This window comes from Paenibacillus sp. XY044, from assembly GCF_002257645.1.
Lineage (GTDB): Bacteria > Bacillota > Bacilli > Paenibacillales > Paenibacillaceae > Paenibacillus_AQ.
Genome location: NZ_NQMO01000001.1, coordinates 911,250 through 937,288, shown reverse-complemented (window position 1 = coordinate 937,288; position 26,039 = coordinate 911,250). Strand labels below are relative to the sequence as shown.

Annotated in this window: 28 protein-coding genes; 6 read left to right on the top strand and 22 right to left on the bottom strand. The window is 53.8% G+C overall.

The window, feature by feature from the left end; genetic code table 11:
• Positions 1-17 precede the first annotated feature (17 nt).
• Positions 18-1,019, bottom strand: a complete 1,002-nt coding sequence (locus tag CJP46_RS04465; protein WP_094594371.1) for a Gfo/Idh/MocA family protein — start codon at positions 1,017-1,019, stop codon at positions 18-20.
• Positions 1,020-1,342: 323 nt separating this feature from the next.
• Here CJP46_RS04465 and CJP46_RS04460 point away from each other — a divergent pair, with 323 nt between their 5' ends.
• Both CJP46_RS04460 and CJP46_RS04455 read left to right on the top strand, forming a co-directional pair.
• Positions 1,343-1,960: a DedA family protein gene (locus CJP46_RS04460; protein ID WP_094594370.1), complete on the top strand. Its 618-nt coding sequence runs from the start codon at positions 1,343-1,345 to the stop codon at positions 1,958-1,960.
• Positions 1,961-2,020: 60 nt separating this feature from the next.
• Positions 2,021-2,557 (top strand): phosphatase PAP2 family protein, encoded by a 537-nt coding sequence (locus CJP46_RS04455; RefSeq protein WP_256992182.1) that lies wholly within the window; start codon positions 2,021-2,023, stop codon positions 2,555-2,557.
• Positions 2,558-2,676: 119 nt separating this feature from the next.
• On the opposite strand, the gene cysI is transcribed toward CJP46_RS04455, so the two are convergent.
• From cysI to CJP46_RS04440, 3 genes are all read right to left on the bottom strand, one after another.
• Complete coding sequence (cysI, locus tag CJP46_RS04450) at positions 2,677-4,401, bottom strand: assimilatory sulfite reductase (NADPH) hemoprotein subunit (RefSeq protein WP_094594369.1); 1,725 nt, start codon at positions 4,399-4,401, stop codon at positions 2,677-2,679.
• Positions 4,402-4,438: 37 nt separating this feature from the next.
• Positions 4,439-6,289 carry an assimilatory sulfite reductase (NADPH) flavoprotein subunit gene (locus tag CJP46_RS04445; protein WP_094594368.1) on the bottom strand — a complete coding sequence of 617 codons (1,851 nt, stop codon included), beginning with the start codon at positions 6,287-6,289 and terminating at the stop codon, positions 4,439-4,441.
• Between the two features lie 237 nt (positions 6,290-6,526).
• Positions 6,527-7,687 (bottom strand): serine hydrolase domain-containing protein, encoded by a 1,161-nt coding sequence (locus CJP46_RS04440; protein WP_256992181.1) that lies wholly within the window; start codon positions 7,685-7,687, stop codon positions 6,527-6,529.
• A 489-nt stretch (positions 7,688-8,176) separates the two neighbouring features.
• On the opposite strand from CJP46_RS04440, the gene CJP46_RS04435 reads away from it, so the two are divergent.
• The gene (locus CJP46_RS04435) at positions 8,177-8,875 is read left to right on the top strand and encodes a hypothetical protein (RefSeq protein ID WP_094594367.1); all 699 of its coding nucleotides are present in this window, start codon (positions 8,177-8,179) and stop codon (positions 8,873-8,875) included.
• A 254-nt stretch (positions 8,876-9,129) separates the two neighbouring features.
• Here CJP46_RS04435 and CJP46_RS04430 read toward each other — a convergent pair whose 3' ends face one another.
• The 3 genes from CJP46_RS04430 to CJP46_RS04420 form a co-directional block, all read right to left on the bottom strand.
• A complete protein-coding gene (locus CJP46_RS04430; RefSeq protein ID WP_094594366.1) occupies positions 9,130-9,657 on the bottom strand; it encodes a DinB family protein in 528 nt (175 codons plus the stop codon).
• Positions 9,658-9,819: 162 nt separating this feature from the next.
• Positions 9,820-10,719 carry an NAD(P)/FAD-dependent oxidoreductase gene (locus CJP46_RS04425; protein WP_094594365.1) on the bottom strand — a complete coding sequence of 300 codons (900 nt, stop codon included), beginning with the start codon at positions 10,717-10,719 and terminating at the stop codon, positions 9,820-9,822.
• A 53-nt stretch (positions 10,720-10,772) separates the two neighbouring features.
• Complete coding sequence (locus tag CJP46_RS04420) at positions 10,773-12,167, bottom strand: MATE family efflux transporter (RefSeq protein ID WP_094594364.1); 1,395 nt, start codon at positions 12,165-12,167, stop codon at positions 10,773-10,775.
• Positions 12,168-12,576: 409 nt separating this feature from the next.
• Here CJP46_RS04420 and CJP46_RS04415 point away from each other — a divergent pair, with 409 nt between their 5' ends.
• Complete coding sequence (locus CJP46_RS04415) at positions 12,577-13,371, top strand: SDR family NAD(P)-dependent oxidoreductase (RefSeq protein ID WP_094594363.1); 795 nt, start codon at positions 12,577-12,579, stop codon at positions 13,369-13,371.
• 111 nt (positions 13,372-13,482) lie between these two features.
• Here the strand turns inward: CJP46_RS04415 and CJP46_RS04410 are convergent, their stop codons facing one another.
• The 5 genes from CJP46_RS04410 to CJP46_RS04390 all read right to left on the bottom strand — a co-directional run bounded on the left by CJP46_RS04410 (position 13,483) and on the right by CJP46_RS04390 (position 15,983).
• Entirely contained in the window at positions 13,483-14,268 is a 786-nt protein-coding gene (locus tag CJP46_RS04410) for an arylamine N-acetyltransferase family protein (protein WP_256992180.1), read from the bottom strand.
• A gap of 126 nt (positions 14,269-14,394) precedes the next feature.
• A complete protein-coding gene (locus CJP46_RS04405) occupies positions 14,395-14,604 on the bottom strand; it encodes a hypothetical protein (RefSeq protein ID WP_179281030.1) in 210 nt (69 codons plus the stop codon).
• Complete coding sequence (locus CJP46_RS04400; protein WP_094594361.1) at positions 14,601-14,804, bottom strand: helix-turn-helix transcriptional regulator; 204 nt, start codon at positions 14,802-14,804, stop codon at positions 14,601-14,603. Before CJP46_RS04400 ends, CJP46_RS04405 begins: the two co-directional genes overlap by 4 nt.
• A gap of 219 nt (positions 14,805-15,023) precedes the next feature.
• A complete protein-coding gene (locus tag CJP46_RS04395; RefSeq protein ID WP_094594360.1) occupies positions 15,024-15,767 on the bottom strand; it encodes an SDR family NAD(P)-dependent oxidoreductase in 744 nt (247 codons plus the stop codon).
• Between the two features lie 102 nt (positions 15,768-15,869).
• Positions 15,870-15,983: an SDR family NAD(P)-dependent oxidoreductase gene (locus CJP46_RS04390; RefSeq protein WP_094594359.1), complete on the bottom strand. Its 114-nt coding sequence runs from the start codon at positions 15,981-15,983 to the stop codon at positions 15,870-15,872.
• 118 nt (positions 15,984-16,101) lie between these two features.
• On the opposite strand from CJP46_RS04390, the gene CJP46_RS04385 reads away from it, so the two are divergent.
• Positions 16,102-17,022 (top strand): LysR family transcriptional regulator, encoded by a 921-nt coding sequence (locus CJP46_RS04385; RefSeq protein WP_179281029.1) that lies wholly within the window; start codon positions 16,102-16,104, stop codon positions 17,020-17,022.
• Positions 17,023-17,127: 105 nt separating this feature from the next.
• Here CJP46_RS04385 and CJP46_RS04380 read toward each other — a convergent pair whose 3' ends face one another.
• The 7 genes from CJP46_RS04380 to CJP46_RS04350 form a co-directional block, all read right to left on the bottom strand.
• Positions 17,128-17,469 carry a DUF1801 domain-containing protein gene (locus CJP46_RS04380; protein ID WP_094594357.1) on the bottom strand — a complete coding sequence of 114 codons (342 nt, stop codon included), beginning with the start codon at positions 17,467-17,469 and terminating at the stop codon, positions 17,128-17,130.
• Between the two features lie 40 nt (positions 17,470-17,509).
• Positions 17,510-18,019, bottom strand: a complete 510-nt coding sequence (locus tag CJP46_RS04375) for an SRPBCC family protein (protein ID WP_094594356.1) — start codon at positions 18,017-18,019, stop codon at positions 17,510-17,512.
• 104 nt (positions 18,020-18,123) lie between these two features.
• Positions 18,124-18,453 (bottom strand): ArsR/SmtB family transcription factor, encoded by a 330-nt coding sequence (locus CJP46_RS04370; RefSeq protein WP_373557958.1) that lies wholly within the window; start codon positions 18,451-18,453, stop codon positions 18,124-18,126.
• Between the two features lie 171 nt (positions 18,454-18,624).
• On the bottom strand, positions 18,625-19,218 hold the full coding sequence (locus CJP46_RS04365) for a peroxiredoxin family protein (protein WP_094594354.1): 594 nt from the start codon (positions 19,216-19,218) through the stop codon (positions 18,625-18,627).
• A 53-nt stretch (positions 19,219-19,271) separates the two neighbouring features.
• Complete coding sequence (locus CJP46_RS04360) at positions 19,272-19,973, bottom strand: Crp/Fnr family transcriptional regulator (RefSeq protein WP_094594353.1); 702 nt, start codon at positions 19,971-19,973, stop codon at positions 19,272-19,274.
• 102 nt (positions 19,974-20,075) lie between these two features.
• Positions 20,076-21,209 (bottom strand): AbrB family transcriptional regulator, encoded by a 1,134-nt coding sequence (locus tag CJP46_RS04355; RefSeq protein ID WP_094594352.1) that lies wholly within the window; start codon positions 21,207-21,209, stop codon positions 20,076-20,078.
• Entirely contained in the window at positions 21,209-21,877 is a 669-nt protein-coding gene (locus CJP46_RS04350) for an MBL fold metallo-hydrolase (RefSeq protein ID WP_256992179.1), read from the bottom strand. The genes CJP46_RS04355 and CJP46_RS04350 overlap by 1 nt, the downstream gene beginning before the upstream one ends.
• Before the next feature lie 216 nt (positions 21,878-22,093).
• Between CJP46_RS04350 and CJP46_RS04345 the strand changes: the two genes are divergently transcribed.
• Complete coding sequence (locus CJP46_RS04345) at positions 22,094-23,017, top strand: TetR/AcrR family transcriptional regulator (RefSeq protein ID WP_179281027.1); 924 nt, start codon at positions 22,094-22,096, stop codon at positions 23,015-23,017.
• 42 nt (positions 23,018-23,059) lie between these two features.
• On the opposite strand, the gene CJP46_RS04340 is transcribed toward CJP46_RS04345, so the two are convergent.
• From CJP46_RS04340 to pxpB, 3 genes are read right to left on the bottom strand one after another with little or no spacing between them, the layout of a single operon-like run.
• Positions 23,060-23,821 carry a LamB/YcsF family protein gene (locus tag CJP46_RS04340; protein ID WP_094594349.1) on the bottom strand — a complete coding sequence of 254 codons (762 nt, stop codon included), beginning with the start codon at positions 23,819-23,821 and terminating at the stop codon, positions 23,060-23,062.
• A complete protein-coding gene (locus tag CJP46_RS04335; protein ID WP_094594348.1) occupies positions 23,808-24,824 on the bottom strand; it encodes a 5-oxoprolinase subunit C family protein in 1,017 nt (338 codons plus the stop codon). The genes CJP46_RS04340 and CJP46_RS04335 overlap by 14 nt, the downstream gene beginning before the upstream one ends.
• Positions 24,821-25,543, bottom strand: coding sequence for a 5-oxoprolinase subunit PxpB (gene pxpB / locus CJP46_RS04330; protein WP_094594347.1), 723 nt, complete (start codon positions 25,541-25,543; stop codon positions 24,821-24,823). Before pxpB ends, CJP46_RS04335 begins: the two co-directional genes overlap by 4 nt.
• Positions 25,544-26,039: the final 496 nt, after the last annotated feature.

Sequence of the window (26,039 nt, the reverse complement as noted above, 5' to 3'; positions counted from 1 at the left end):
GAAAAGTTCTGTAATGGTTAGCCTTGCAGCTCGTTCAGTTTAACGGCGCGGCGCTCCGCATTCGACAGATTGGCCGCTTCCATGAGCTTCGTCAATTCGATCGCCATTGCGATATTCTCATCGGCGGTCGTGCCTTGTTCGATATGGCTGATCCACTGCTCAAACGCGCTTTCGCGGTTGGCCGGAACCGGAATTTCGACCCAGGCATCCTTGTATTCATCATTGCGTGTCGTACGAAGAAGCAGTTTGCTGTCCGGCGTTCCGAACAGGATCGTTCCTTCGGTGCCGTGCACCTCTACGGTAAATGGAGAAAAGTTGTTCACGAAGCCGGCTTCGACGACGCCTACCGCACCCGATGCCGTAGACAACGTCGCTACCGCATTATCTTCCACATCTTTTCCGGTTATGTATCCAAATTGCGCGCTCACGTCTACAGGCTCTTCTCTTAAGAAGAGGCGCGTCAAGTACATCGGATGGCATCCAAGATCGATCAGGGCGCCGCCGAGCGTCTCTTCTTTCTTATAGAAATGCGAAGGCAGCCAATTCGCCGTTGCACCGTTATGGGACAGCCGGACGCGTACATATGTAACCTTGCCCAGGAGCTCCTGGTCCAATAGTTCCCGAATCGCCAGCGTATAACCGTCGTTCAGTCTAGGAAGGGACACGGTCAGCTTCACGTTATTTTTCTCCACGGCCGCAATAATGTCGTTAACCTCGCCCAGCGTTGCGGCAATAACCTTTTCCGTAAAGATATGCTTGCCGGCTTCTGCGGCTTTGATCATGACTTCTCGGTGCATGTTGGTTGGCGCATCCACGATGACTCCGTCGATATCGTCACGACTGAGCATTTCATCCAATGAAGCATAAAAAGCAACGCCCTGCTTATCCGCGGCTTCTTGTCCCCGCTGCGGGTTTTCATCCCATACGGCCACGATTTCCGCACCCGGATGAGCCTCAGCTTGTTTCGTATAATCCCATGCATGCACATGCCAATAGCTAATTTTACCGATTCTGATCATATCCAGCGCTCCTCAGTATTTAATATTAAGACATCATGCCCTTAATCTATCACATGAAAAACCGTTAATACAGTATAATATTACGACAATTTTATATAAAATAGCGTCACACGGAAAACCTAGTCTTAAGGCGGGTTTCCGCCCCAACCGAAGACGGTTTTGTTCGGATAAAAATTTGCGTATGATGGGAATACAAATTATTCCGGAATGTTAAGAAATCGGGCAGACGGCTTAATACTTTCTTAAGCTTCCTGTTTATCGCTTCTTAATCTCTGCTAATTAGGATAGAAAGCACAAGTATAAACATGATAAAGGAGATTCCTATGGATGTGCTGGGATATATCGAGCAGCTGTTCGGACAGTACGGATATTGGGTCCTGCTGCTCGGACTTCCGCTCGATGCCATCGCCCTGCCGATCCCGCCAGGCAATACGACGCTTACCTACACCGGGTATTTGTCCTATAAAGGCGTGCTGCACCTGCTACCGGCCTTAGGTGCCGCTTACCTCGGCTCCATCGTCGGGCTGACGGCGACTTACTTGATTGGGTACAAGCTGGGTCAACCGCTCATCGAGCGCTATGGGAGATGGCTTTTTCTAAAACCGGAGCATGTGGAAAAGACGGCCCGGGTATATCACAAATACGGCAATAAATTGCTGCTGTTCAGTTATTTCATTCCGGGGGTCAGGCAGTTTATCGGCTACTTCACCGGGATTATCCGCGTCCCCTACCGTACCTTTGCCTTGTACGCTTATACGGGATCCGCACTCTGGGTTACCGTCTTCGTCGGGATCGGTTACATTTTCGGCAATCAATGGCAGCTTGTCCTGACCTGGACGGAGCATTTTCTCAAATATGTCGTTGCCGCCGTGTTCGCCATTCTGGTCGTGTACGTCTATCTAAAATGGCGCAAGCGCTCCAAGGTTCATTCGGGGCATTAAGCTTAATTGTTTGACGACCGTACTCCATGCAAAAAAACATATTTAGAGGAGGATCTACGAATGATCATCACCCGTTATATGGAGCGGGCGCACGGCTGGGACCGCCGTGTATTCCACTGGATTAACCGCATCCAGAATCCGTCCCTGCTCAATGCTGCGCTGCGGACGCTGACCCACCTGGGCGGAGCGCTGTTCACGATCACCCTGACGCTGTCCGTGGCGCTGTTCGCTCCCGAGCCGTGGCGGACAACCAGTCTGCAAAGCTTAGCCGCGCTGGCCCTCAGCTTTTTGATTACGACCCTGATTAAACGTAAAGTCCGGCGGATTCGGCCTTACCTCGCCCTCGAAGGCGTTAGGGTCGGGAAAAATCCGCTGAAGGACCCCTCGTTCCCGTCCGGACATTCGACGGCCATCTTTTCCATCATTACGCCGTTTCTGTTTATGGGCTCTTGGGTCGCCGTCTCACTCATTCTTATTGCACTCATCGTCAGTATTTCACGGATCTATCTTGGGCTGCACTATCCATCGGACTGTCTGGTCGGCAGCTTTGTCGGCAGCATGACGGGCGTGCTCACTATCGCCATGATCAGTCTATGAGTTCTTCAAAAGCCTCATAAACAGCAAAAAGTGCAGTCCACTGGGGACTGCACTTTTTGCGTTGCCGTCTCGACCGCCCGAACCGTCCCGTGTCGCTGTCGATCCGGTTACTTATGCAATCAGGCGTGGAAAAATTGACCCGAGCGGACTTCCTTCACATACCCGGCACGGATGGTAAAATCACCGAAATGCTCGCCGTTGTGCCGCTCCTTCGCATAATGGGAAATGATCGGCTTCAGGGAGTCGAGAATTTCAGCCTCGCCGATATTTTCTTTATAGAGCTTGTTCAGGCGCTCCCCGGCGAACCCGCCGCCGAGATACATGTTGTATTTGCCCGGCGCCTTGCCGATAAAGGCGATTTCCGCCAGCGCCGGTCTCGCGCAGCCGTTCGGGCAGCCCGTCATCCGGATGACGATTTCCTCTTCGCGGAGCCCCGCTTCCTCCAGCAGCGGCTCGATTTTGCCGAGCAGCGTTGGCAGGTAGCGTTCGGATTCAGCCATCGCCAGACCGCAGGTTGGCAAGGCCACGCACGCCATAGAGTTACGGCGCAGCGCCGAATAGTGGATGCCGTCGGTCAGTCCGTACTGCTGCACCAATTCGGTGATCTTCTTCTTTTTCTGGCTGCTCACATTGCCGATGACCAGGTTCTGGTTCGGCGTGAGCCGGAAATCCCCCGTATGAACCTTGGCGATTTCCCGCAAGCCGGTCATCAGCTCATACCCTTCTTCGTCCTTGATTCGTCCGTTTTGGATAAAGAGGGTCAAATGCCATTTACCGTTGCTGCCTTTGACCCAACCGTACCGGTCGCCGTTGCTTTCGAAATGGAACGGCCTTGCCGGCTCCAGCTCCCAGCCGAGGCGCGCGCTCAGCTCCTGGATAAACCAGTCGATGCCGCGGTCGTCGATCGTATACTTGAAGCGCGCATGTTTCCGGACGGAACGGTCGCCGTAGTCGCGTTGGATCGTCACGGTTTTCTCCGCCAGATCGATCACCTGCTCCGGCGTGCAAAACCCAATGACCTGCCCCACCTGCGGATATGTGGCCAGATCCCCGTGGGTCATCCCCATGCCGCCGCCGACGGAAACGTTGAATCCAGCCAGACGTCCGTCTTCCACGATGGCAATCAAGCCGAGGTCCTGCGAAAATACGTCGACATCGTTGGAAGGCGGGACCGCCATGCCGATCTTGAACTTGCGCGGCAGGTATACATGCCCGTAGATCGGCTCCTGTTCCACGTCATGATCGTGGCTGTCCACGACCTTTTCTTCGTCAAGCCAGATCTCATAATAGGCCCGGCTCCGCGGATCCAAATGGGCACTCAGCTTGCGGGCCCAATCGTACACTTCCGAATGAATCTCCGACTCGTACGGATTCGGATTGCACATGACGTTCCGGTTCACGTCGCCGCAGGCGGCCAGCGTGCTGAGCAGCGATTCGTTCACTTCGCGGATCGTGCTCTTGAGGTTCCACTTCAGTACCCCGTGCAGCTGAAACGATTGGCGCGTCGTCAGGCGGATCGTCCCGTTTCCGTACTTCTGGGAAATCCGGTCCATCATCAGCCACTGCTGCGGAGTGACAACGCCGCCTGATGCACGTACCCGAAGCATAAACTGGTAAGCCGGCTCAAGCTTCTGCTTCTGCCGTTCATTCCGCAGGTCCCGGTCATCCTGCATATAACTGCCGTGATGCTTCATCAGCCGGTTATCGTCCTCGGGGATCGACCCGGTGATCGGATCCTTCAGCGTTTCGACCAGGCTTCCCCGCAAATAGTTGCTTCTGCGTTTGATATCCTCCACATCGCTGTGGGGCGCGCTGCTCTGCGACATCAAATTGTTATCAGACATGTTTGCTCTCTCCTTCTCGCTTGCCTATAGGATGCGCTTAATAGACATCCCGCTGGTAACGTTTCTCCTGCTGCATGCGAATCATATATTCGGCAGCTTCCTCAGGACTGAGACCGCCTTCCTGTTCAAGGATCGTGATCAGCGTGGAATGGACGTCATGGGCCATTCGTTTCTCGTCGCCGCACACGTACACCACGGCCCCTTCCTGCAGCCACTGATATAGTTCCCGGCTCTTCTCCAGCATGCGGTGCTGGACGTAAACCTTCTGATCAGAGTCCCGGGAGAATGCCACATCCATACGCGTCAGGACGCCGTCCTTGAGCCAGCGCTGCCATTCGATCTGATACAGGAAATCGGTTGCGAAATGCTGATCGCCGTAGAACAGCCAGCTCTTGCCCTCGGCCCCCGTCTCTTCGCGCTCGCTTAAGAATGCGCGGAACGGGGCAACGCCTGTGCCCGGTCCGATCAGGATGATCGGGGTATCCGGATTTTCCGGAAGCTTAAAGTTCGGATTATGCTGGATATAGACCGGCAAAGCCGATCCCGGCTCGATTCGTTCGGCCAGCTGCATGGAGCAGACGCCGTACCGCTCTCTTCCGCGGTTCTCGTAGCGGACGGTCCGGACCGTTACATGCACCTCGCCTGGCGCCGCCTTCAGGCTGCTGGCGATGGAATACAGGCGGGCCGGAATTTTGCGCAAAATCGCCACAAACTCCTTGGCCGGAATTCCCTTCAAGGAATAATCCTGCACGAGATCCATCAGATCGCGTTCCTCGATGTAAGCTCTCAGCTCATCGTGACCCGATGCGAGCAGTTCGTCCAGCGCGTTGTTAGAAAGGAGGGCGGCTGTCTTTTCCAGCAAAGGCTTGGTGAGTACGGTGATTTCATAATGGCGGAGCAGCGCTTCGCGCAGCGCGGCCTCTTCCCCGTTCTTGTTCACCGGTACGGATTCCTCGCCGGACCATCCCATCGCCTCGATCAATTCGTCGACAAGCCGTGGATGGTTTTCCGGGTATATGCCCAGGCTGTCTCCGGGTTCATACTCGAGATTTGAGCCTTCTAGCGAAATTTCCAGATGCCGGGTTTCGCGGTCGGAACCGCGGCCGTTCAGGTTGAGGTTCTCCAGAACTTCGGCCTGGAACGGGTTCGTTCTGGAATACTCCGATTCCTCGGATCCCAGCGCCGTTTCTGCCGTGACAGGCACAGCCTGCGCTGCAGCACCGGCTCCGGTAAGCTCGCCAAGCGTGTTCGTAACGCTGTTAATCCATTCCGCCGCCGGCTCGTCGAAATCCACGTCGCAATCGACGCGCGGAACCAGCCGCTTGCCGCCCAGTTCTTCCAGCCGCTTGTCAAAATCCTTACCTGTCTGGCAGAAGAACTCATAGGAGGTGTCTCCCAGCGCCAGTATCGCGAACGGCATGCCTTCAAGCTGAGGCGCCCGCTTGCTGTGCAGGAATTCATAGAAGGAAATGGCGTTGTCCGGTGGATCGCCTTCGCCATGCGTGCTGACCAGAATCAGCAGGTTTTCCACTTTTTTCAGTCCGTTCGGTTTAAAATCGCTCATGGTAGAGAGCTTGACCTCGAAGCCCTGATCCTGCAGTCTCTTGGTCACCTTCTTGGCTAATGATCCGCAATTGCCGGTCTGCGATCCGTACAAAACGGTAACCTCTTTCGGGGCAGCCGGTGCAGAGCTCACAGGAGACGCAGCCGGAGCGGTTGCAGCCGCCGCAACGGGAACGGTCCCCAGCACAGCGCTTGCGGATACTGCGGCCGCTGCGATATATCCGCTCAGCCAGATGCGCTGGGCATCGGTTAATGTGGGCAGCAGGCGGTTGAGCAGCTCAACCTGTTCCTGATTAAAAGGGCTGTTCGTAACTTGAAGTTCCAACAAATATCCACCTCGCGTAGCATGCATTAGTGATAATTCCTAGTAGATTACTCATATTTTCTCTCTTGAACCTATCACAGCAGGGGGGAACGGTCAATTAGAATGATCTTATAGGTTTTATCAGGTTTGCTGATAAAAGGGATTTGGCCGATTGTTCACCTTGAAATTGCCACTTCGAGGATAAAAAAATGAGGCCCGACTGTTAACGCGTCGGGCCCAACAAGTGAAGGAATATAATCATGTTTCCGTGTGACAAAGTTTCTCGCGAATGAGATCCGTGACAAGCCGATCCGGAGACCGATCTCCCCGGCCAATCTTCATACGATTACACAGTACTGCCACAGCAAGGCTATTCGCTGGATCGGCGTATCCGATCATGCCGCCCAATCCGGCATAACCGAAAGCCGCCCGGCTGCCACCCATGACATCACCGTCTTGGCCAAGCGTGTAGCACAATCCCAACCGAACGGGAGCGAGGGCAACCTCGTCGATCCCATTGAAATGCTGCAGCGTCGCCTCGGCTATGGAAGACGGCTTGAGCAGGCGTCTTCCATCCACCCCTTCGCCAATCAATGAAGCATACATACGCGCTAACGCCTGAGCGGTTGCGACGGCATTCACGGCAGGTACGGCTGCTGCATGGAGCCAAGGCGAATTCCATTCCGGATTTGCAACCGGAACCAGAGCCGGAGGCAGAACCCGCTTGAACAGCATGTCATCGGGCATGGAAGCAATTGGCACAGCTTCTCCGCTAATCTCGGCAATCCGGGATTCGGCTTCCGCGGTTGCACCTAGGTACAGCTCCTTATCGATGCCAATAGGCTTGCAGATTTCGTCATGGACAATCTGGGAAATCGTCCGGCCATCCGCTCTGGCGGCCGTTTCCCCTAAAATCCATCCAAGGGTCAAACCGTGATAACCTGCCTTTGTGGCAGGTTCCCAGATGGGTTTTAACTTTTCCATTTCATGGACCATCGCAGGCCAATCGGCAATGAGCCGCATATCCGCGTACGCAGGCATCAATGGAACTCCTGCCGTATGAGTCAGTACCTGGCGGAGAGTAATCTGCTCCTTGCCGTTCGCTCCGAATTCAGGCCAGTAATGGGAGATCCGCTCATCATACGCCAGCTTGCCCTGCTCGACGAGTATATGAATGGCAGTGGATATCACACCTTTGGAGCAGGATTGCATGACGAATAGCGTTTCCGAATCAACGGGACTTTGTCCTAAGGCATCGGCGCTGCCTGAATAAGCATTTACAACCAGCTCACCGCGCCAATAGGCTGCTGCTTGGAATCCTGCGCCGATATCGTCTTGCGCGAGTTCATCCAGCAGCCGTTGGACATGGGTTTGAATATCGATGAGATGCTTCTGTTTTTTCATGAATGGATTGGTCAATGCATTCAACTCCCTTATTTAATATGAACAATAAGGTGCAAGGCCCATCCTATAAACGTCCTGCGGGCGAACTGAGTAACTTATCGTCCGCCCATGCAAAGGTTCGCCCTAAGAATAGGCTTTGCATGAGCCGCTTGGCATACTGGCAAATTGATTTGCCATCGAGATCGACCGCCTTTCTGCTTGGAATTTTAGCAGAGAATCACAGGTGACTCAACGGCAAAAATAAATATAGCCAAACTTTATAAAGACTCGTTAAGCCTGATGAAGAATCCATTCCCCCTAGTCGGCCTCGTTTTATGGTTGATGGGCAATCAACTCATATTCCTCTCACCGCTTCAATGCTCCGGTATCCGGCCGCCGTAGTTCAAGAATTCGAGGCTGAAGCAGCGGACCATCAGTTAAAATTTACTTCTTACATGCAACTTCTCTTCCCTTTCAGCGTCTGGAATATGTATCCAGATATACAAGAAAGGGTTGAATTCTCTCATGAACCATAAACTCGCGCTGGTCGTCATGTGTGCGGTTCTATGCGGCATGCTCAGCGCCTGCTCTAATAATTCTTCGGATTCAAATCATGGCACTTCGGGGTCTGCACCAAGCCCCGGCACTTCCGTACAGCAGCATGCGACCGATTCGGCCGCCCAAGCCGGGTCGGACAGTCCCCCGCAAACAGGCGTCCTCCCTGAAGGAGGCGGTAAAATTTCCGCGGAAAAAGCGCTGAATGACATTTATTCCCGAACAGGCATTAGCGATGAGGAGAAAGTGGCTCAAATGATGCGCCAAATTGCGGGTATCGATTGGAGTGTTTATAACCAAATCAGCGACCATAAGTCGCTTGAGACCGTTGAATATCTCTACAACCACGTAGATATGATCGAAACTGGAGATTATTCTGACATCGTCAGAGCGGGTAACGTTACAGATGGGGCGCTTGCCGAAAGCTATGCCGCGATCATGGCCGAGCTGTACACGAGGGAACCGTCCAAATTCATTGAAGCGCTCGGGGGATTGGAGACTCCATCCCAGATCGAGTCCGCTGTATCCCATCTGGCTTATGGACTGAGCTATCAGGATACCGCCCAGGTCAAGGGGAACTTGGAACAGTTAAAACAAACCGGCGACCTGTCTGGGGCCGGGCGAAGCGTGGCGGATCAATTGCTTTATCGGGTGGAGCATCCTTATTAAAAAGGCCATATTCCCAGGATAACAACGGGAGATATGGCCTGCAGCACTTATGTGAATATGGCTGTAACCAATTCGTTTCATTAAGCGGACACGCAGTTTCTGCCGTCATGTTTCGCTTTGATCAGAGATGATGCATGAAAGTTGGCAAAAAAAGGCCCCATGGTCCCCCGGAATCTGCTGAAAAAAAGAAAGAATCCTGACAAATCAGGGATTCTTTCTTTCACGCACAGGGCATCGATCCGAAATTCACCAGTTTAACGGTTTGCCTCCCGGATCCTTGTCAGCTGCTCGATGTGCAGGGTCTCATGAATCGCAATGAAATGGGCCCATTGGGCCGCATTCATGGAGAAGCCAAACGGATGCGGAAAGAGCAGGTCGTTCGTATTCCGTTCCGCCAGCTGAGTGATCAAAGCTTTGGTCGCCGCGCGAACCTCATCCAGCCGATGGATCGCTTCCTCATACGATAACCCCGTAGGTCTCGCCGGCTCAGGAGCCTCGAATTTCTGACCGACGATGCCGCTGCCATGCAGCACAGCCGCCACGTCAGTCATTTTTTTCTCCATCGGTTCGGACGGAAGCACCGGCTTAGCTTGGATTGCCTTCTTCAGTTGAAACTGAATCATTCGTTCCAGCCTGCCCAGATGCTCGACAACCTCGGTTACACTCCATCCTTCAGGCATTTCGCGCAGGTTCTTTTCCCCAGAGCCAAACGCATCCAACACCTCGATTAGCTGCTGGCGTACATTGTCCATATATGGAATAATATCCTGAAACTTAACCATCTTTCTTTCCTCCTGTTTCCTTGTACGACCTGAACCATTGTATAATACAACTTACTCATTGTACCACCAGCCGAGGCTGGGATCGAATCGGAAAAATAAAAAAAGGAGCCGATAAGAAACCGGCCCATGCTGTCATTAGTTCAACACCGAGCGTCGTTCACATCAAAACTCCTCGTCGATCAAATCCGCATTCACTGCCATCGCGGCTTTGCTCCCCTGTCCTGCCGCAATGATCAGCTGCGACGGTCCGAATCGGGCGGTATCGCCGGCAGCGTACACACCCTTCACGCTCGTTCTGCCCAGTTCATCCACAGCAATGCCGCCTGATCCATCAGGGCGGCAGCCCAGCTGCGCAGCAAAGGGAGCCTTCTGCGACCAATGGGGTACGATGAAGCCTCCGGTCCGTGGAACAAAGGCACCGCTGTGAAAGACAACCTCAGTTAACCGCCCCTCGCCTCCCCTAAACGAATGAATCAACTCCTCAACGACCGGCACCCCCTTGGTCCGGAGCTTCTCCTTTTCGCCGGACGTCAGAACAGGCTTGCCATTCGTCAGGACGAGCAGATCCCGGCTCCAATGATGAACCGTCTTGACGAAATGATACAGGCCCGGCTGCTCCGACAGGACAAACAGCGGCCGGTCCTGCAGCTCATAGCCGTCGCAGTATACGCAATTAAAGATGCTTTTTCCGTACAACGGCGCTATGCCGGGTATGCGGGGCAGCGTTTCGTGCAGCCCGGTAGCCAGAATCAGCTTTCTGGCAAACACTTCTTCCCGCATCGAGGTGATGACGCGGAAAGCCCCCTGGACGGGACTCACCTCGAGAGCCGTCGCCTTGAAACGGCGGACGGTCGGATACCCCCCGATCTCCTCGAAGGCCAATCTCCGAAATTGATCGGGACGAATGCCGTCCCTCGTCAAATAGCCATGCGATTCCAGCGTAACCTGGTTTCGCGGCTGGTCATTATCGATGAGCGCTGCCGTCCTGCGGGAACGCCCCAGCACCAAAGCGGCATTCAGCCCGGCAGGTCCCCCTCCGATGATTGCGCAGTCCCATATCATCCCAAGCGAATCCCTCCTCCCCTATGGCCGCTGCCGGACGGTGATAATCCGTATCAGGTCGCGACATTATTTCCTGCATCGTGGGACTTGCCGCCCCGCTCGTCAAACACCCGAATCCAGCGGTACCTGTTCACTTTTACGATGGCGACAAAGCATTTGAGGATTTGGTCGCATTTGAGGCACATAAACGTTATGACCGGCGATAGGTCAAACACGAACGCGCACAGCGCCGAAGCCGGCAGCACGATCAGCCACATGAAAATAAAATCGTTGTAGAGCACGAATTTCGTGTCTCCGCCGCTGCGGACAATGCCGGTCAAGGCAGGCATCTGGTATGCCGTTCCGACAACCGTCACGGACAATATAGTCATAAACTGCAGGGCCAGCGTTTTGGCACTCTCCGAAATCGCATACAGATCGAGGACGACATCTTTTACGGCAAACAGCAGCAATGCAGTCAGAACACCGATGATCAAGTACAGCAGCTGAAGCGTTTTGCTGTAAGAAATGACCTTTCCCGTATTCCCTTCCCCAATCGTCTTGCCGATGATAACCGCAGTGGCGCTGGCCGACGCGTATGTAATGACCGTGACCAGCTGAAAGATCGTATTCGCTACGCTGTTCGCGGCGATCGCCGCCTCGCCCATATGTCCCAGGATGGCGGTCTGGGCTCCCATCGAGACGGCCCACAGCAGGTTGGCCATCAGAACAGGCGAGCCGATCCGCAGGTACTGCTTGAAGAGCGGCTTATCGATGTGGTAAAAATCTTTCAGTTTAAAGCAGATCCGCTGATCAAATCTCTTCACGAAGGTAAGGACAATCACGCATTCGATGATACGGGCGGTCAGCGTGGCGATCGCCGAGCCGCTCACGCCAAGGCGCGGAAAGCCCAGGTGGCCATAAATAAGCAGGTAATTCAGGCATACATTAATGATCAAGGTGGACAGCGAAACGAGAAAGCCGATCCGCACGACCTCGACGCTGCGGAGCGCCGCCAGCAAAATGTTGGTCACCGCAAAAAATATGTACGAAAAACAGATGATCCTTAAATACTTCGCCCCTTCGGCGATCACGCTCTCCTCGTTCGTAAACAGCGACAGGCAGCCGTGCGGGAAGAAAAAAACAACCGCCCACATGATCACGCTTACAGCCAGAGCGATTCGCATCCCGATGCTGGAGGCCCGTTTGATGGCGTCTATATTCTTGGCGCCCCAATTCCGGGAGGACAGAATGACCAGCCCTTCGGCCGCGCCCATGACCAGCATATGCAAAATGAACTGGATCTGGTTGGCCAGCGCAACGCCGGACAGCGCAGATTCGCTGTATCCTCCGAGCATCAGGTTATCCGACAAATTGACGCCGAGCGTTATGATATTCTGCAGTCCGATCAGCACGGTTAACCGGATAAACATGCTGTAAAATGACCGTTCACGCACCCATATTCCCATGACTTCTCCTTCTTCGATATGTCGTTTAATAAGCTGATTATATTCTCAGCCGAAAGGAGCGCACAAGGCAGGAAAACGGTGGAAATGCACAGAAAAACCATGCCCGGAATCCTCCCAGCCCGTCATTCCCCCCGATTGCTCACAATACCACCCGTCTGCTCCGTCCTTTCATGAAGAAATGCGGGCTCCCCGGGAGCCCGCCTCCAAGCGAATTTCCAATCCGGATTTGACCTGATCCAGTGCAAACGCCTTATCGCCTTACGGCTCAATCTGGATCCAGTCCACCCTATTTTTCTTGCAGAGTGACCAGGTGAGGCTTGACAGTTTGAATGAAGAACTGGAACATAGTGGTATAAAAGGTCGAATTGTAGGGATCCTATTGGGGATTCCGATGAAGGAGGGAATATTTGTGGAGCTTCAGCTATCTGGACAGACCGCGCTTGTCACCGGTTCCACTTCCGGCATAGGCAAGGCGATCGCCGCATCTTTGGCCGCAGAAGGAGCCAAAGTATTGATTAACGGCCGCCGCGAAGACAAGGTCAACGAAACGATCGAAGAAATCCGGAGCCGGTACGCCGGGGCCGCACTTGTCCCCGCAGTCGCCGATTTGGGTACGGAACAGGGCTGCCTCAGCATAATGGAGCAGCATCCTGATGTCGATATCGTAGTGAACAATTTGGGCATTTTTGAACCGGCCGAATTTTTCGAGATCCCGGATGAGGAATGGTTCCGCTTCTTTGAGGTCAACATTATGAGCGGTGTTCGTTTGAGCCGTCATTATCTGAAACGCATGATGCAGCAGGATCGCGGAAGAATTATTTTCATTGCCAGCGAAGCCGCCGTCATGCCGTCGCAGGAGATGGCGCATTACAGCGCCACCAAGACGATGCAGCTGTCGATATCCCGCAGCTTGGCCGAACTGACCAAGGGGACGAACGTGACGGTCAATACGGTGATGCCAGGGTCCACCCTGACGGAGGGGGTCAAGACGATGCTCGATTCCCTGTATCCGGGCGAGTCGTTATCGATCCGGGAGGCCGAGCAGCGGTTCATGCGGGAAAATCGGCCGACCTCCATCATTCAGCGGCTGATCCGGCCGGAGGAGATCGCCCATCTCGTCACATTTATCAGCAGCCCCCTCTCGTCCGCGATCAACGGGGCCGCGCTGCGGATCGACGGCGGGCTGGTCCGAAGCGTATTTTAACATTGTATGGCGAACCGCAAAAAAGTGCCGTTGTCCCTTCCAAGGGGAGACGGCACTTTTCTTTTTCATCCGGTGGTCCAGCCCAATATTGTCAGAGAAGCATTCCGCATTTTATTCAGGGAGGACAATACCGAAATACTGCTTGTATGCTTCCCGCTTCTCTCCAGGTGTCTGTGGAATCAGAGTGCGGACTTCCTTGCCGGCAAAAACCCGGAATTCGTCGCCGGCGACCGTGTTTCGTCCTTCCGTCGTGCGGATAGACACCATGGGTCCTTGTCTGAAAATCGATTCCGGAGCATGCTCGCACCAGTAAGAGGCCATCACGTAATCACGCGGCAGCTGGGGCTCTTCGGCAAACGAATAAATGAGCCGCCATTCCTCCCCTTTACGCTCCATGAGCTGCCAGCCGAAAAACGGGTCCCGGTCCAGGCGGTAGCACTCGGTGCCCTGCGGCTGTTCCAGATGCTCCTTGATAAGAACGGGTCTGCCGGGAACGTTTCCGCCCACCCCGACATCGCACAGGTACCGGCTGCCTTCCGCTTCGACCTGTAGCACATGATGCCTGCGCTTCGGGGGAAGGTTTGTCTCATCGCGCCAAAATCTGGCGAAGTAGTGGGTAACGGAAAAGCCCAGTTCGCCCAGCAGCCAGCCAAACAGCGCGTTGAGCTCAAAGCAGTATCCGCCGCGCCGGCGCACGACGATTTTCTCGTATAGATCCGGGATAGCAAGCGATAAGGGGACACCGTTTAAAATATCCAAATTTTCATAAGGAACGCTGTAAATATGGCAGTGCTGCAGTGCTGCCAGCGTTTCCGCCCCATGGTCCACCTTGCCTTTGAATCCGATCCGGTCCAGATAAGCCTGAATTTCCGGGCTCGGCGATGAATGGTTAGTCAAAACGCAGTACCTCCCTGCTCTCATCGTGCTGGACTTTTCCAAGCGGCCTTAAGCCTGCATCGGAATACCAGCCATATTGCTAATTTCTATAGCTCAGCCTTCTCCACCTTCTGCTGATCCGGTTTCTTACTCCGTTTTTCGCTTATAAATAACACGCGTCCACCAAAACACGGCGTTTCCGATCAGCAGGATTGAAAACTCCCACCCTGTCTTGCCCGTGGAGATCAAGTTGACGAGCGACCAGACCAATAAAGCCGCCGTAAAAAAGATATATGCATTCTTGGCGGATTTCATGGTGTGATACTGTTCCATTTCGTCGGCTCTACGGATCTTCATAACGATTCCTCCTCAAAAACAAATAATTGATCCACATTAATACGTAGATGTTTGGCCAGCTTAAACGCCAGCGACAGCGTCGGGTCGTATTTATCATTCTCGATGGCATTGATCGTTTGCCTCGTAACGCCGCAGCGTTTCGCCAGCTCTTCCTGAGAGATCTGCAGCTCTTTTCTGATTTCCCTGATATGGTTCTTCAAATATCGGCTCACCCGGTTCTTATTATGTAAAAAAGTTTTTACATGCCTATTTTAAAAACGCTGCGCATAAATGTCAAATTCTTTTTACACATAGATATTGCAAAATATGTATGAAAACATGCAAAAAGCGCAGAACAGGAGCGTTCACAGGGTTTTCCCCTACTCCATATTCTGCGCTGTATCGGTTTAGTAGTCTAGCATGCCCAAGAGGCACGCCTCTTATACCGCCGTGTATCCTCCGTCTACCAGCAAGCTGGCGCCTGTGATGAAAGAAGCATCCTCACTCGCAAGGAACAGCACGGCTTTGGCGACTTCCTCCGGCTTGCCGAGCCGTCCCATCGGATGAAGGGCGGTCAGATGCGCGGTAATCGCTTCGTCTCTTCCTTGGATGAGCGGCGTGTCGATATATCCCGGGCAGACCGCATTAATCCGGATACCTCTGGCGGCATAGTCGGCTGCCATCGACTGGGTCAGCAGCTTCACCCCGCCCTTGGCGGATGCATAGGCAGTGACTCCCGCCTTGCCCACATGGCTGTGAATGGATCCGCAGTTCACAATCGCCCCGCCCGTCTCTTGGGCCAGCATCTGCTGAATTGCATATTTGTCGCTTAAAAATACGCCCGTCAGGTTAATATCGATCGTCCGCTGCCAGCTGTCCGACGATAACCGGTCCGCCGGTCCGTCCTTGGCAATGCCTGCGTTGGCGAACAGGATGTCCAGCTTGCCGAACTTGCCGACTGCCTGCTCGACCATTCGCTGCACTTCGGCTTCTTGCGTCACGTCCGTTTTGACAAACATCGTATCATGTCCCTGAGCGTTCAGTTCCTCCGAAAGGGTTTGGCCCTTGTCCGAAAAATCGGCAATGACAACTTTCGCTCCTTCCGAAGCAAACATCCGCACCGTCGCTTCCCCAATGCCGCTTGCGCCGCCGGTAACAATCGCTACTTTGGAATCAAATCTCATATACAATCACGCTCCCATGAATTCACTTATTAATGTACTAGCCTTTTAAATGGCCGTTGCTCCGCCGTCGATAACAAATCCGGATCCCGTGAAATACGATGACTAGTGGAACACGCCCGTTACGTTGATCGCCATCATCCGGTTCCATTCAGCCAGTTCGATGTCGGCAAGCCGCTTAATAAAATAAATGCCGGCATTGTTGAACAAAATATCGATACGTGAATCCCTTCCTTTCGTATCTCACATACCTATGTTAACATTTTCAGAGATTCAGCAAAATTTAAACCTATTGAATTTTGTTTAAGGAAAACTTAAAGATAAAAGGACGATGTTCATGAATACGGAAAAGCTGGAGTACCTGGTGGAGGTGGCTCGGGCCGGGTCGATTTCCAAAGCGGCAGAGCAGCTGCACGTGACGATTTCGGCGGTCAGCCAAGCCATCGCCAGCCTGGAATTGGAGTGGGGAATCATCATTTTCAAAAGATCCAAATCCGGAGTCACCCTAACTCCCGAAGGCAAGGTCATCATCAAAAAAACGTATGAAATGCTGGAGAAGTATGAAGATCTGCTGGAGGCCGCCCGCGGATTCTCGGGTACGGTCAAGGGCAGGCTGAGGGTGGCAACCATTCCGAGCCCCATGTCTCTGCTGGAGCGTGTCGTGATCGAGTTTAAAAAGAAGTTTCCGGACGTGAAGCTGGAGATCGTGGAAAAAGGCTCGCAGGACATCATTGATGATGTGAACCAGGACAAAAGCGATCTCGGACTCATCATTTTGTTCAAAAACCGGTTGATTGAACGCACCGGCCTGGCTTTTGAGCGGCTTCTTCCCGTGCACATGGTCGCCGGCATCAGCAGCTCGTCGCCGCTGGCCTTGAAGTCCGCGGTCCGTCCCGAAGAATTAAGGCAGCAGACCGTCGTCCTCTATAATGATGACTATGTGAAGTGGTATATGGACGATTTCCAGTCCCGTTACGGCCAGGTAGACGTGCTCTTTACCACGAACAACCGGGATCTGATCCTCAGGGCGTGCATGAATCATGGCGCCGTGACCATCGGACTCAATTTTTCGTTCATGAACGAGCCGGCCTTTCGCAGAGACAACATCGCCATTTTGGACTTCGAGCTGCCCGATCATGGCCCTGTCTACCTCGGCGTCATCCAGCGCAAGGAAAAGACCCATTCGCAGGTCTCCCGCCGTTTTATGGAGTGGTTAAAGCATGATCTGGAACAAATGGGGGCATCAGTGCAGACTTAAAGGGGCTCATCCAGGCAATATAAAGAAAAAAACATCACGACAATCGCGATGTTTTTGTGGTCTATTCGATTAATTCTTCCGTTAACTGAGACCGGGAGATGGATATTAGAGTCCGCTTGAAGCCTGAATGAGAAACTTGGACAGCATATCATAGTCGGCAGGCTTACCATCGCGAATTTTAATCCATTTTCTTTCCGGAGGTCCGTCGAACTGCCCTTTGGGAAGATCCAAACCTTCGGCATTCATGATCATGAATGCGACCGCATCTTTCGAAGGTGAAATAACCGCAGCATAATGACCATTTTTCAGAAAATGCGGTTTTTTGTACTGCACCCGTTCTTCCACGCCAGGAATCGATTGATGAACCATGTCACGGAGCTTGGTGCACACTTCAATCTGCCATGGCAGTTGAAGTCGATCAATGAATTCAGTAACTTCCTGATTCAACTGTGCCACTTCCTTTCATTAAGCTGATTTCGCCAAATCACTACATATTTTGAGACAAATAGGCATCCAATTGGTCGAACGTACCGACAAACCCTTCTTGTACATGAGGACGCATTCCTTCAAAGGCTGCACGCTCTTCCTCTGTGGCGTTGAACGGTCCGCCGCTCAGCGTCATCGTGGTTTTCCCGTCACTCTCCGTCAACGTGAGTTCATTAATGACTTCCAGCGGCCATTGCTCGCTGAATGGAGCACGGATGGTATTCCCTGCTTCGTCCGAGAACGATTGAATAAAGACCAGCCTTTCGGGCGCAATAATTTCCTGATACACAAATTTCCCCCACATGACATGCCCTTCGGGAGAGCGCTGGCTTCCCAGGAAAATGCCTCCTGAGCGAAGATCCAACTTGGCGATGTTCAGCTCATAGCCTTTCGGTCCCCACCACTGAGCCAGACGCTCCGGCTCGGTCCATGCTTGAAACACCAGCTCACGTGGAGCATCAAATACGCGGGTAATCATCACCTTACTGTCTGTCACGCGGTTAGCGGTCATCTTCATTTCCTCCTTCGCTTATGACAAATTTTTTATGGATTATTAGCGCTGTTCTTTCTTAAAGAGGATGCGCTATAACGCCTAGCTCTCTGCAGGCGATCCGCTCAATCCGTGTGATTGCCTGCCTGGATATCCCGCAAATACTCATCCAAACGATCCAGACGGTCATCCCACATCGATCGGAAAGACTCCAGCCATTGATCCAGCTCTTGAAAAGGTTCGGTACGCAGCTTAACGATTCGCCGATTGGCAGCCGGCTGTACTTCAACGAGGCCGGCCTCGTGAAGAACCCGGACATGCTTGGATGTCTGAGGCTGATTGAGTTCAAGCTGATTTGCGATATCTCCGATGGTCAGGGGACCACGGTCGCGAATGAGCTCGATAATATGCAGCCGGTTAGGCTCAGCAAGTGCAGTCAAAGTTGTCGTGTTCATCTTCATGCCTCCTGACAAAATATTACCACATCGGAATATTCCTTTCAAGGAATACTTATAAAAAAGTGAAAACAAAAACAGCCAGGGCAAAAACTTTTGCCGTGACTGTTGTGTTCCTAGCAAACATTAAATTCAAGACTAAGGATTGGCTTCGCCTATCTCCGACCGCCGTTAGCGCGACCGATTCTCCGTCTCTATAAGCACCTCGTCAGGGGAGGACGCCGCGAACCGGTCCACCCATTCAAAAGGAAGGTGATCGGTAATCAGCTTTCCGTAATAAGCGGTCTTTACGATCCCCTCTTCATCGATCAGAAACTCCGCCGGAATGCGGTGAAAGTTGGCCCCCTCTTCAGGCGTGAGCGGAAAACCCGCCGCCGCCGCTTCATCTGCCAGTTGATGCACATTCGGCAGCGCTAATGTAGCATCCGTTTTGGATTCCGACGATTCGACGCCATATCGGTTATAGACAACGGCACCCGGATCGGCAATCAGCGGAAAAGGCGCCTGCTGCGTACCTACATACTTGTGCAGGTTCGCTTCCGGTGATTCAAAAAACGTGATGATTTGAAGCCCCTGGCGCTGCCACTCAGGGTACCTTTGAATCATTTGATGAACGCGCAGATTGCACATGGCGCACGCCGCGTTGCGGAAGAACGACAGCAGCACCTTGCGGCTGCGGAATTGATCAAGCGACACCGGAGCGCCGTGCTGGTCGATCGATTGAAAAATCGGGGCTTTATCCCCCGGCTTCAGCAGGTTGGTCATGGAATTTCCTCCTCATGGAATCATCTATGCATCGGGTGCATGTGCCCACTTTATCAGGAAACTCCGGATTCCTCTGTGACCAGGTCACCAAACTGCTCCTCCAGCATTTTGCGCTGTAAAATTCGGACCGTTCCCCGGCCGGTCTCGATCCATCCTTCCTTTTGGAACCGGGCAAGGGCCCTTGTTACGACTTCACGAACCGAACCGACCTCTTCGGCCAGCTTTTGATGGGTGATCCGAATCGCAGACCTTTCCTCGGCCTTCATTCGAAGCAGCACCCTCGCAAGGCGGTTGTCGAGAGGCTGGGTCTGGCGCTGCTGCGTCCGTTCCACCATGCGCAGCATGCCGTCCAGAAGCCCCCCGAACACCGTGGCGCGGATGGGCTCATGCTCCTGCACCCAGCGCATAAAACTGCTTTTCCGCACAAACAGCACATCCACGTCGGTCTCGGCAGTCAACTCACCGGGATATTCACGCCCGCTCAGGCCGCTCAGCACCAACAGCGAGCAAATTTCTCCCGCCGTCAGCAGGTTGATGACGGACTCTGAGCCATTTTCGCCGATCACCGTAATCCTCGCCGTTCCGCTGATCAGAAACATGCCATACGCCGCTGCATCATCCCGGTAGAAAATTCGCGATTTGGCGCTAAAGCGCCGAATAAACGGTTCGGACTCCCGCCACTCCTCTGGCGAAACCGCCGTTAGGCACGGAAATACCTGGACTGGCTTCTCACTCCATCCATGCGCTATGCTCATGCTCTTTGCTCCTCCCAAGTAAGTCGACCCTATAATGACTTAGTATAGAAGATATTCGGCAGCAGCAAAAGAAAAATACGCTGGATACGCAAGTTAATATGATCACATCGGCTTGTTGGCCAGCTTTCTCCCTTTCAGCATTGACCTGAAGATCAGCCTGAGCAGCGGCGGTACGGCGAAAAAGATAAACAGGGTCCGGAACAGCTGGTAGCAGGTGACAACCGACAGGTCCCCGTTCACTTCCTTGGCGATCAGCGCCATTTGATCCATGCCGCCCGGCGAAAGGCTGAGAAACGCCGTAACTTCCGTAATCGCATGAAACTTGGTAAGCAGCAGGCTGAGCCCGAGGGAGGATGCGATCAGCACGACACCGCTCAAAATGGCAAGTGCAATGATTTTAACCTTGTTCTTCAAATTTTCCGGTTTGAGCAGCAATCCGATATACCCGCCCATCATCAGCTGAGACAAGCTCAGGACGACCGGCGGAAGCGAATGTCCCTCATATCCCGATAAATTCAGCAGGATGGTGCCAATCATCGGACCCAGCAGAAAGGCTGTCGGAAATTTGATCCGTTTGCCCACCAAGGCAAATACCACACATACCACCGCAAAGAGCCAGATATGCGGGAACAAGACGGACCAATCGGCCGAAAGCGCAGCCGATGCGGATCCTGCCGCGTGCGAGCCCGTGGTATGAAACAGCGGACTGAAGATCAAAAGAGGCACACAGAAAATGATCATGATCAGCCGCGATACCTGAAGGAAGGTCACGACCGTCAAATCGATGCCCTCCACCTCTTCCGCCAGCGTGATCATCTGGCTCAGCCCACCGGGGATGCTGCCCATAAGCACCGTAGGAAACGGGATTCCCGACAAAAAGGCGATCATGAAGGCAATAGCAGCGGCAACGACCAGCAGCAGCGCCGTAAACAGGACCATCGTCGGCAGCTGATGTCCGATCTGCTTCAGCGTGGACATGGTGAAGGACAATCCCATCGTATATCCGATAATAATCATCCCTGTATTGCGCACCTGCCCCGGCCAAAAGAAGGAAATGCCTTTAAACAGTTTGGAGCCGATCATGACAAAAACCATGGAGCCCAGAAGCCACGGGATCGGCATATGGATCCACTGGAAAACGAAGCCGCCGATGACGGCAAAAACGCAGGTCACCAAAAACCGCAGCCATTTGTTGTTTTTCAAACCGCTGTTGATGAAGTTCTCGGTTTCCGCCATTACAAGCTCTCAGTCAGTATGGCGATCCGTGCCGAGACATCCCCTTGGTACAGGCCGCCGTGGTAGCAGATGACGTTCTCGATCGGATAGGCTTTGAATTTGGTGATCGATCGCATCGCTTCGTCCATATTCGGGGTTACCGGTGGATTCGGTCCCTGCAACTCGCCGTTGTGCACGACCATGGCGTCTCCGGTAATCAACGTTTTGCTCAGCTCATGGTACAAGCTGATATGTCCGGGTGTATGGCCCGGTGTATAAATGACGGTCAGCCCCCCGCCAAAAGGCAGCTTCTCGCCATCGGAAAGAAGGCGGGTCACATTGGCAACCTTTCCCGAAAAGGTCGTCTCAAAGGCGTCAGCCAGATGGGCAGGCAGTGACTCCAGCAGTCCCTTCTTACGGTCCGGGCTAAATTTAATCATCGGTTTCAGCCCGTCAATATAAGGCTGATCTTCAGCATGGGCATACACCTCAACGCCCTCGCCCTTGAATTGGGGCAGGCCGCCCACATGGTCGATATCCTGGTGGGTAAGAATAATGGAATGAGGGACTGCGGGGTCCACTCCCGCCTGAGACATGAGCTCCACGATTTTCTCATAACAGCCCGGCATCCCCGTATCCACCAATACATAGGAATGCTCATCCCGGATGACCACCGGATGAATCACCATCTCCCGATCCCCCATAGGAAGGGACAGTTCCAACATTTCAATCTGATCTGAAATTTTCATGCTTATCGCCAAAGCCTCTAGCTTTGGCTCACCTCCTGTCAGCTTAAATTACCGTATAAAACTCGCTAGTTCATTATATGACTCATGAGTTTTTTGTGTCAATTCCTTTGTTGACCCTTAGCGGACATCATGTCAAAATGTGTAGAGGTGGTAAGGATGGAGCAAATCAAAAAAACACAGATCGTGAATACGGCAATGCGCATTTTTAAAGAAAAAGGATATTTCGCCGCCTCCATGCAGGACATTGCGGAAGCATGCGGCATGGCCAAGGGCAGCATTTATAAAGTGTTTCCTTCCAAGGAGGACCTGTTTACTGGCGTATTCGTGGAGGTACACCGTACGATGTTCGAGCAGGCTCGTGAGCTGGATCGCTCGGTTCGGCTGAAGGGGGACCCGCCGAAGGAAATTTTGCGGCGCAAGATCGAGTTTCAGCTTCAATACATGCTGGAAAACCATTTTTTTACGAGCGAGTTCAAAGAGCTGCCGATCACCGCAAACGAAAACTTCCAAGTGGAATGGAAAAAAAAGCGCGCCGCGTTTCTGACGTGGCATCGCGACTGCTTCTACGAAGCATACGGCGATGCCATCTCCCCTTATCTTGGGGATATCGTTGCGATCTACCGCGGAATGTCGCGGGAATATTTGTCCCATGCCGTCCAATCGGTTACCGCCTGCCCGATGGCGGAACTGGCACGCTTCTGCGTAGATAGGATGGATGCGGTGATCCGCGACATGATCGACAAGAAGCCGGTACCGATTCTCAAGGTGTCGAGCGCTTATTTTAACGATATCAATCCGGTGGACCTTCCGACCCGGAGGGCGAACCTGGGTGAATTTCTGCAGTATTTTGCCCAAAAAGTACGTGAGCTGCCGCAGCCGGAACGGATTCAGAAGGAGCTGCTGGAAGTGATCGGCTTGCTTCGGCAGGAGCTGGAACAGGGTGAACCGAACGCAACTCTGGTCCGGGTGTATACCAACTTCCTGGATTCCGTCGACGAGCTGAGACCTTACGTGAGGCAGCTCGGCCTCATGCTGAACCATGCGGCGGAACAGAAAAAAGACAGTCCGGATCAGGCCTAGCCGCCTGACGGACTGTCTTTTTGGTTGTTCAATGAAGTGGAGTCATGCTTCTGCAGCCCTAACTCCGATGCCCTCCGCTTCGAGCCGTGCCCGAAGTTCCCTGGCAAAAGCGGTGGCGTGCTGACCGTCTCCATGAAGGCAGATCGTGTCGGCCTGAATCTTGACTTCCGCTCCGTCCGCGGAAGTTACGCTGCCTTCCTTCACCATGCGGATCACCTGCCGAACCGCCTGATCGGTGTCCGTGATGAGCGCGTGGGGCAGCCTGCGGGGCGTCAGCGTGCCGTCCGGCTGATATGTCCGGTCGGCGAATACTTCGCTGGCCGTTCTCAGCCCGTGCCTGGCCCCCGCGGCCAGCAGCTCACTGCCCGCCAGGCCGTAGAGGATCAGGGACTCGTCCGTCCAGCAGACGGCTTCGGCAATCGCATCCGCCAAGGAAGCGGAAACTGCAGCCATGTTGTACAGCGCGCCATGCGGCTTGACATGATGAAGCCGCCCCCCTTCCTGCTTGGCGATCGCCTGCAGCGCCCCGATTTGGTAGGTCACCAAATCCAGGGCCTCTTCCGGCGAAATATCCATGTTTCTTCTCCCAAAGCCGGCCAGGTCCGGCAAACCGGGATGTGCGCCGATGGCGACCCCGTGGCTTAAAGCCAGCTTCACCGTCTTCCGCATGACGGAAGGATCGCCGGCATGGAATCCGCAGGCGATGTTGGCGGAAGTTATTTCCCGTATCGGTTCTTCGTCGTTCCCGATCCGGTACACGCCGAATCCTTCTCCCATATCGCAGTTCAAATCAATCCAAGCCATCTAGGCATCCGTCCTCCTTTAATCTAAGGTCAATCATCCGGGCTAGCCGGTTTAACCGTATGCCCTGATCCATCCATAATTGTTCCGCTTCCGCCTGACCTATCTCCCGAAAGCGAAGGGTCGAGCCGGGCCGCGTTTGCGCAATGACCGGCAGATCTACACCAGCGACCTGGGCGATCTTCGGATAGCCGCCGAGCGTTTGCCTGTCGGCCATGAGAATGATCGGCTGCCCGTCGGGCGGAACCTGAACGGTCCCCATGGTCACACCCTCCGATATGTATTCCTGCGGACGTTGAAGCTGCAGCTTCGGGCCTTCCAATCGGTAACCCATGCGGTCGGATTGGGGGGTGATCCGGAAGGCGCCATGAAGCAGCGCATGCCGGCTCACTTCGTCGAAATCGCCGAATTGCGGTCCGCGGATGAGGCGGATGAGCGGATGCTCGCTGTAAGCCGGTCTGGCCGAAGCCGGAACCGCCCACCTCACCGCGTCAAAAGCCTGCGTGCCGCTTAGGGATGGATGCCGTAACCGGTTCTTGCCGTCCCCTACGGGAATGATGTCCCCTGACTTCAGTGCCCTCCCCTTCATACCGCCGATCCCGGCACGGATATAGGTACTGCGGCTGCCGAGTACCTCGGGTACACCGATTCCTCCCGCGACGGCCATATACGTCCGGCATCCGTTCTTCGGCCCGGTGAATGCAAGGATACTTCCCTTCCGGACAAACACGGGCCTCCACATCGGAACAGGAATACCGTCAATCTGCGGCGAAAAGTCCCCTCCGGTCAGGGCTATCCACATCTCCCGCTCCAAGCGGAGGGACATTCCCGACCAGGTCACCTCAATCACGGCATCGCCTTCGTCGTTGCCCACCAGCCAATTCGCCGTCCGGTGCGCAAAGCGGTCCATGGAGCCAGAGACGATGACCCCATATTTGCCGTACCCGGATCTCCCCAAGTCCTGGATCGTCGCCAGCAGACCCGGTTTTATGATCGTTATGCTCATGCCCTGGCCCCCTTGATCTGCTCGTATTCCGCCGCATCAATCTGGCGGAACCGGATATACTCCCCTCCCCGAAGCAGCGCTGGCGGATCCTGGTCCGGCATAAACAGCGCAAGCGGCGTCCGGCCGATGATCTGCCAGCCACCCGGGGTTTCCACCGGATAAATTCCCGTCTGCGTCCCTGCGATACCGACTGACCCGGCCGGAATGGCAAGCCGCGGCGTCTGTTTTCGCGGTGCGGCGATCCGTTCATCGAGCCCGCCCAAATAAGGGAAGCCGGGGGCAAAACCGACCGCATAGACCAAATAGTTCTGACCGGTATGGATGCGGATCACGTCTTCGATCGCCAGTTTGTTTACGGAGGCGACATCTGCCAAGTCCGGACCGAATTCGCCTCCGTAGCATACCGGGATCTCGATCACCACCGGTTCCGCTTCCGGCGTTTCCTGGATGTCCGCCAAGTAAGCTTCCAGGATGGAACGCACATAATCAGACCTGCCAGTCTCCATCGGCGGCAAATCAAGCTCGAACGGATCATAAAATACGGTCACAGTCGTAAACGCCGGGACACACTCGACAAACCCTTGAAAAGGATTCGTCTCGATGCGGCGGGTCAGCGCCTGAACCTCACGGTGCAGGCCTTCGCTGATCGTATCGCCCAGATGCACCACGACCGCGGTTTCCCCCAAGGGAACGACCTTGCGCGCCTCGCTTCGGTTCATGGAACCCCCTCCTTTTTTATGTAAAAACCCTCATAACCTTTATGATAACAGAGTCCGGGCGGTATGCATTCGGTTTTTTATCCGCTCGCGGCGCATTCGCTCCATTTCGACTTCCGTACATGGATCATTTGGAAGGCACTCTCCGGAGAAGGTGCAGTTGGTAGCGGCTTGCCGGGTACTGGCTGCTATCGTTCAGCCGCTGCGATTTCACTGCCGGTAGCGATGCTAGCTTTTCAACTCCTGAGAGATCAACGACAGTGGCGGTGATATCCACTCCAGTTTCTTCGAGATCAATGCCGGCTGGTGCACTTATTTTTACCGAATTAGCTGCTTTTTGGTGTAATAGATGCATTAGTGCAGTTATTTCTAACCGGAGACTCCTGCGAAGCGAATCCCAGCCCTAAGGCGGCTTTTTGGCGGCAATCCAGCTGCGACAGATTGCAGGCGAACAATAATATAGACAATGAACGCATTGTTCGGCAGTTTAGACTGACCC